The sequence below is a fragment of the Pseudomonas sp. FW305-28 genome, assembly GCF_017351395.1.
Taxonomy (GTDB): domain Bacteria; phylum Pseudomonadota; class Gammaproteobacteria; order Pseudomonadales; family Pseudomonadaceae; genus Aquipseudomonas; species Aquipseudomonas fluorescens_AA.
The window spans coordinates 82,995-90,072 of sequence record NZ_JACNDD010000008.1; the positions used below are offsets into that span (position 1 = coordinate 82,995).

General features: G+C 57.0%; 4 protein-coding genes. All 4 read right to left on the reverse strand.

The window, feature by feature from the left end; all coding sequences use genetic code 11:
* Nucleotides 1-232: 232 nt before the first annotated feature.
* Nucleotides 233-1,438 (reverse strand): hypothetical protein, encoded by a 1,206-nt coding sequence (locus tag J4E53_RS03775; RefSeq protein ID WP_103309083.1) that lies wholly within the window; start codon nucleotides 1,436-1,438, stop codon nucleotides 233-235.
* 180 nt (nucleotides 1,439-1,618) lie between these two features.
* Nucleotides 1,619-2,635, reverse strand: coding sequence for a hypothetical protein (locus J4E53_RS03780; protein ID WP_103309085.1), 1,017 nt, complete (start codon nucleotides 2,633-2,635; stop codon nucleotides 1,619-1,621).
* A gap of 128 nt (nucleotides 2,636-2,763) precedes the next feature.
* Nucleotides 2,764-3,234 (reverse strand): hypothetical protein, encoded by a 471-nt coding sequence (locus J4E53_RS03785; RefSeq protein ID WP_060740009.1) that lies wholly within the window; start codon nucleotides 3,232-3,234, stop codon nucleotides 2,764-2,766.
* A partial coding sequence (locus J4E53_RS03790; RefSeq protein WP_259333212.1) for an RHS repeat-associated core domain-containing protein occupies nucleotides 3,235-7,078 on the reverse strand: 3,844 nt, incomplete at its 5' end.

Genomic DNA, 7,078 nt, shown 5'->3' on the forward strand with positions numbered 1-7,078 from the left:
GGGCGGCTTCGCCGCCCAGCGGGAGCAAGCTCCCTCGCCACAGGGTTGGTGGTGTTGCGGCTATCGTGGGTCGGCGTTATCCAGTACTCAGTTTGCCAGCAATGAATTAACTTTTCTGGAACAGCTAAGCGCGATCAATAAAGAAGCGTCGAGACAGTGCTGTCCCGACGCTTCATAGTTTCTTCGTCTACGCCGGTAAATAACGATGGATACGCGGCGTTCTTTAATTGCATTATTTATCAACGGAAGGTCTGGTTACGTTGTATTGCCTTATGCCCTTCCCAGCACCATCAAATGTATCTTGGAGATCGGCAAGTTTATTACTTGCCTTTTCTTTTTCTTTTGGACTGGCTCCGCTTCGCAAAATTGCTTGTTCTTGTTCCATCTGGAGTTTTGCGTTTTTCAGCGAGGCATCCCGGGCTTCAGCCTGGGTTTCCAATATTTTGATGCACCAATCCGAGAATTTTTTCTGGCCCTCATTCGGGTCTGGCAATAAAAGAGCCGACATGCACAATTGCTGTTCATCATCGGCAAGCACAACGTTATTCACAATCCCTTCGACTGTTTTTGCTATTTGTTGTATGTGGGCGTCTGATCGTTGGCTACCCATGCCAGTGGTTTCTATTTTTACCTTTATTTCCCCGTCTGCAATGACGCCTTTTGTATCGGCTATTGCGCTGTCGATAACGGTTCTATCGTCTTTCAGGTTTTTGATTTTTTCCGCCAGGTCCGATGCGGTTTGATCCATTTCCGACGTATCAGCCTTGGCGTCCGCTTTTTTTGCGTCACTGATTTTTTTGTCTACGGCCGTCTTCTCTGTTTCCAGGGCAGAAATTCTATCGCTGACCTTTTCTCTTTCGGCTCTTTGTTCGGAAAGTGATTTTGTCGCTTCGGCCCGCCCACTTGTGGTGAGGGCTATTGGAGGGGCCTTCACCGTTCCTGTCAGTTGCTCGATCGCCAAAAGGGCCACTGTATTTTTTTGGAAGCGCCTCATGAGAAGGTCATATTGAGCGGCGCTTATCGCGCCAGACATGTAGCTCTCACACAAGCGATAGCCGAAATCACGGAGCAACTGGATGCTTTGTGTGCGTATGCCTGTGAATGCGGCCCCATCCTGCATGGCGAAAGCCAATTCACCGCTTGCCTTACCTGGATACCCCCCTTTTGCCGCCAATTCATAAGCAAGGGAGGCCATTGCATCGGGGCTGGGTTCTGCACAGACAAACACCCCGTTCTTTTTGTGCTCCTCCGAAACGAGCTTTCCGGTGGTGTCGTATTTTCTGGTTACGTTCTCATTGGGGGCTACCAGTATGGCTCTCTGTCGAATATCGCTCAGGGAGCTTTCCCCACGAGAAACATCAAAAGTTCGGTAGATGCTGTTCAGGTTGGCGCAGCCGGCGATAGACATAATGATGAAAGCTAATAAGGTCCCCTTCATGGCGCATGGCTCCCTTTGCTTGGCGATGATGGCACTCTGGTATAGCTCATGGAGTCGATGTCCGCGACTGAGCCGAGCAAAAGAATGTTGGGAGGCCAAGCCAAAGCGCATTTTTTTCGGCAAGCGGGGGCGGCTTCGCCGCCCAGCGGGAGCAAGCTCCCTCGCCACGGGGATTTGTGCTTAACCTGCGTGGCTGTACAAGATGTTGTAGAACGAGGTTTGTTCATCGTTGATCAAGGCAAGATCCTGCCCTGTGGGAATTTTTTCGAACAGCGCTTTGTCGACCCCCATCCGACGCCGGATGATCACCTCCAGCAATTGGCCGAACAACGCTTCATCGCGGACGTGTTTCTTCAGTTTTAGAACGTCGCGAGGTTTGTCTTTCAGGATGTGGAAGGCGTAATTCATCACAACCATATTGGAGACGAACAGGTTTGCCGTTGACTGAAGCGGATTGACCGCATCGATCAACGCATCAAATATTTTTTTCGGGTCCTGAGCGTACGTGAGCAGGAATACATCGGGGTACATAAGCTCGCTGTGGCGATCATTGATCACGAAGCGGTAATGAGTCTCGTCGGGCTCGGTGAGTAATCTGACGGTGCTTGTTTGAAAGGTTTTCAGCGTCCTGAGCAGTTCATGCTCTTTCCTGCTGTCGGCCTTGATCGTTTTGTAGACCCGATCAATCACATCCAGAAAAGCCACGGACCCCAGCCCGTCGGTCGCCATCATCAGTTGATCGCCTTCGATGCTGAACCGGCGATAAGCCTCGTCATCAATGCTCAATTCGAAAAGCAGGAACCTGAGCATGTAGTTCCTCAGGTGCGCGTCCGCATCCAGGGCGCTGTTCTTCAAGCTGATCAGCTGGATCAGGTAGAAGAAAATAAAGTACTGCTTGTTGGTTCGTTGACGGTTGTCGATTTCAAGCAGGTAGCCAAAACGCGACAGGACCAGCAGCAGGGCGTAGCAGTCGGGTTCTGTGAAGCCGTTCTTCAACATGGCTTTTTCGAAAGCGCTGACGGAAAACAAATCATGCCAGCGGCTAACGCTGAAGGGCGCGCCATTGCGTTTTCTGGCGACAGCGGTCAGCAGCGCAGGCTCGTCTTCTTCGTAAAAAACAGCACCCAACGCCTTCGGATACGGCCGGACGTTCAGGAAGTTTTCAAGCTTGTATGAGAGCAGATCGAGTACATCCATTGCTTTAAGCCTGCCGTCTCGTATTGCGAGGTAGATATTCGTTGCTGTATTTGGCCTTGTGCTTGTTGCGGTATGTAGGTTGTGCTTCTTTCCAGGTGTATGTCAGAGGGATAGTTTGATGGTTTATGTTATTGCGGTTTATGAAGCCAAGAAGAAAAATCGGATATGTAAATTTCATCCAGCGTTAGCGTCGACGGTATGTTTTCGATGCTGTCCGCTATCTCGTCATAAGGTGTTGGCAAGACGTAGCAGAAGCCGAAATCCTCGTTGAGGATTATGACACCATTAAATATACGCTGGCGTTCAGTCAGCTTTTTTATTTGGTCAAAACGCATCCCTGTAGAAAGTGTGTTTTGATAAAGCCCTGTGTATCGCGCGTTGCAGCCGATTGAAAAAATTGTTCCGTCAGGAAGGGTCGAGAGAGTGAGCGTACTATCGATTACGTACGCTGTTCTTGTTTCGCCGTCAGGTAGCGTGTAGCTCTTTATCTCGACTTTATGATGCTCATAGAGCTCATTCATGTAGGTCGAGATATTGTCTTGCAATAAGATGTTCGCAATTGAATGCTTGGATTTTATGTCGGCTGCAAAATCAATCATTTAAATTCCACCGTTCATTAGCGTGCCGTTTACGTAGACGGGTGAGTCTTTTATAAGGTCATAATTTTTAAAGTCACCATGTCCAATCCTACCGAATACAACATCTTCACCGGATTTATTGACTTTATAGACCTTCCAGTAATCATTGCCATGAATGTTGGGTTGGGTAGGGCTGCCGCCTGGATGGTAGTCAAGCTTGTAGGTGGCCCCGGATTTTGTACTGCGCACATACTGGACGTGCTGAATCGCATCCGGTCTGCCGGCTTGTGGATAGGTTTTGGTCCATCCTCGCGATGTCAGGTAGCCGTCGACGTCAGCAGGTTTTTTCCCGGTTAGTTTTCCAGTCCATCGCTGGGTTATCGTATTTTTTCTGGCAAAGCCTTTGGCCGAGGTACAGCTCAGTCCTAGTGGGTCGGCATACCCTGCGGGATTCGGCGCATAAGCATAGAAATTAATTCCCCCCGCCAACCCAATCGGATCCGGCGTAGTAAACCGCCCGACATCCGGATCATAAAACCTGAACGTATTGAAATGCAGCCCGGTTTCCCGGTCCAGGTACTGCCCCTGGAACCGCAAATTCTGCTCTTCGATGTAATACGGCTCGCGCACCTCTTCCAGCGTGTTGCCCCAAACCCGATACGTGGCCTGCCAAACGTTGTGCCCGTCGGCTTCGGTGAGTTGTTCCGGCAGGCCGTTGAGGTCGTTGTGGTAGTAGCGGATCTTTTGCAGCGGGCCGCTTCCATCGACGCGGGCCAGGGGTTCGTAGCCGTCGTCTTCGTAGAGGTAGAGGCTGGTTTGCTGGTGGCGGTGTTCCTGCAACAGGCGCAGGCCGTCCCAGGTGAAACGGGTTTCGCCCAGCGGGTAACCGTGGTTGTCGTGTTCGGTTTTTTCGATGCGCCGGCCCAGCGGGTCGTAGGCCATGTTGACCACGCTGCCGTCGTCGTTGCGCACCTCGATCAAGCGGCTTTCGGCGTCATAGGTGAAGTGTTGCACGCCGAGTTTGGCGCTGCGTTTTTCGATCATCCGGCCGAAGGCGTCGTAGCGGTAGCGCTTGTCCTGGTAGGTCAGCAGTTTGTTGTGCACCACCAGCCCGGCGCCGGGGGCCGGGCCGTCCAGCAGGTTGGCGGCGGCGTCGTAGGTGAAGGTCTCGCGTTGGCCGTGCAGGCTGTCCTGACTGGCGATGATGCGGCCTGTGGCGTCGTAGTGCAGTAGCTGGCGCTGTTGCGTGGTGGGTTGCTGGTCGAGTTTGCCGATCAGGTTGTTGGCGGGGTCGTACTCGAAGTGTTGTTGCACCGCCGCCGGCAGCAGCGAGGGTTGGCTGCTGTGGCGGCGTTGACGCGTGCGCAGGCGGCCGCTGCGGTCGTATTCGCTGCGGGTGCTGATCTGGCCTTGGGTGCGCAGCACTTCGCGGTGCAGGCGGTCGCGTTCGAAGTCGCTGATGACCTGGCCGTCGAGGTTGATCTGGTGCAGGTGGCCGCTGCCGTAGTACAGGCGGTTGACCCAACGGCCGTCGGGCAGTTGACTCTGGATCCGGTTGCCGAGTTCGTCATAGCGGTGTTGCAGGCTGCCGGCGGCGCTGTTTTCGGCGAGCAACTGGCCGAGGGCGTCGTAGGCGAAGCTCAGGGTCTGGGCGTTGCCCTGCAGGTCGGTGAAGGTGACGGCGGTGAGTTGGTCCAGCGGGTCGTAACTGTATTCAGTGCGGCCATCGTCGGTGACTTTGGCGATCAGTCGGCCCGCGGCGTCGCGTTCCAGGCGATGGACGATGGTCGCCGGCGGTGTTTCGGGAATAATCGCCAGGCCCGTGCCGTAAGGCGCGGGAATCGCCGTCACCGCCGCGACGTTGTCGAGGCGGTCGTAGTCGTAGCGTTTGGCGCTGCCGTCCAGGTCCTGTTGTTCGGCCAACCGATCCCCTGCATCCCAGGCAAACCGGTAGCTCTCACCATTCTCGTTGGTCAGCGCTTGCAGCCGGCCGAAGCTGTCGTAGACAAACTGCACCTGCCGGCCCTGGGCGTCGGTGCGTTGGTGGACCTGGCCGCGGCGGTTGTGTTGGTAGAGCGTGGTGTGCCCGGCCGGGTCGGTGTAGCCGGTGAGCTGGCCGGCGGTGTCGCGTTGGTAACGTTCGGTGCGGCCGTCCGGCAACTGGCTGCCGAGCAAACGCCCCTGGGCGTCGTAGCTGAATTGGGTGCGCTCGCCGAGGGCGTCGGTGATGGTCTGTAAATAACCGCGGGCGTCGTAGCTGAAGCGTGTCGGGTAACCCGAACAATCGACGTGTTCCACCAATTGGCCGAACGGGTTCCAGCGCAGTTTTTTGCTTTTGCCGGTGGCGTCGATGATTTCCACGACCTGGCCGTGGGCGTCGTGGCGGTAGCGGGTGACGTGGCCCAGCGGGTCGGTTTGCGCTGTGCAGTTGCCGCGTTGATCGTAGCGGTATTTCCAGCTGTGGCCGGCGGGGTTGGTGTCCACCAGTGGCAAGGCCCAGTGTTCGAGCCAGAGGGTGGATTCGCTGCGGCCCAACGGGTCGGTTTCGCTGAGCAGGTTGCCGGCTTCGTCGTAGCTGAATGAGTACTGGCCGCCTTGTGGATCGGTGGCGCTGAGCAACTGGCGTTCGTCGTTCCATTCGAACAGCCAGGTCTGGCCGAGGTTGTCGGTGTAGTGGGTGATCTGGTGCTGGCTGTTCCACTGCCGGGTGCTGACGCGTTGCAGGCTGTCGCTGATGCGGGTGGTGCCGGCCTCAAGGTCATAGTCGAACTGGTAGGCGTCGCCTTCGTCGGTCCAGTGCCGGACCACGCGCCATTCCTGGTCGTCGATCAGGGCCCATTCGTAGAAGCAGTGCAGGCCGGTGGGCAACTGGTGCTCGACCATCCGTTGCCCGGCGTCGTAGCGGAAGCGCCGTTGTACCTGGCCGCTGGCGTCGCGCACTTCGGCGAGGGTGTTGGCCGCGTCGTAGGCGTAGCTGACCAGCACCTCCCGCGTTTGGTCGGGGTAGAGGCGCTCGATGTGGGTGATGCGTTCGCCTGCGCGGATCAGCTCGACGTGCATCAAGTCGAAGGTGTCGCGCAGCCGTACCAGGCGTCCGGCGTCGTCGTAGTCGAGGTGGATGCGGTTGTCGTTGCGGTCGCCCAGTTGGTTCAGGCGCAGGTGTGATGGGTTGGCTGGCGAGGGTTCGAACAAACGGTACAGGCCGTCTTCGCTTTCGATCAGCAATTGCCCGTTCACGTGGCGGCGCACGGCCAGGCCTTCGCCGGCGCTGAACACCGCGCCGCCCAACGGGATGGAGCCCATGTCGATGGGCCGGCCCTGTTCGTCGGTGTAGACCAGGGTTTCGCCGCCCTCGGGGTGGGGCTGGATTTCCACCTGCACTTCGTAGGCGACGCTCCAGCCGGCGCCGAACAAACTGTCGCGGCGTTCGTCGCGGCTGTTGTAGACGCGCTGCCAGTCAATCGGCAGGATGCCGGGCAAGACGAAATCCAGGTCCTCGTCAGCGCCCAGCACTTTGGCCCCGGTGGCGGCATGCACCGGGTTCGACGAACCCATGGCCGCATTGGCGGCCGCGTTCGCTGCGCTGCTGGCGGCCATGGACACCGCGCCGCCCACCAGCATGCACGGCAGTTTGCTGAAGAACTTGCCCTTGCCGCCCTTGAGCATCAGCAGCGCGGTGACCGCCAGGCCCACGCCCGGGGTCTTGCCGCTGCGAATCTCGCGCACCACCACCGAGCCGCCGCCAATGGTCACGTCAGGGGAAATCAGCCCGGCCGACACCACCGTCGCATCGCAGGTGCTGCGGTCGCCGCTGCGCACGGCGGGCTGGCCGTTGATGGTGACCTTCTCCGAACCTTCGGCCATG

Coding starts and splice junctions, on each gene's coding strand:
- J4E53_RS03775 (WP_103309083.1), bottom strand. CDS start 1,438: ATGAAGGGGACCTTATTAGCTTTCATCATTATGTCTATCGCCGGCTGC.
- J4E53_RS03780 (WP_103309085.1), bottom strand. CDS start 2,635: ATGGATGTACTCGATCTGCTCTCATACAAGCTTGAAAACTTCCTGAAC.
- J4E53_RS03785 (WP_060740009.1), bottom strand. CDS start 3,234: ATGATTGATTTTGCAGCCGACATAAAATCCAAGCATTCAATTGCGAAC.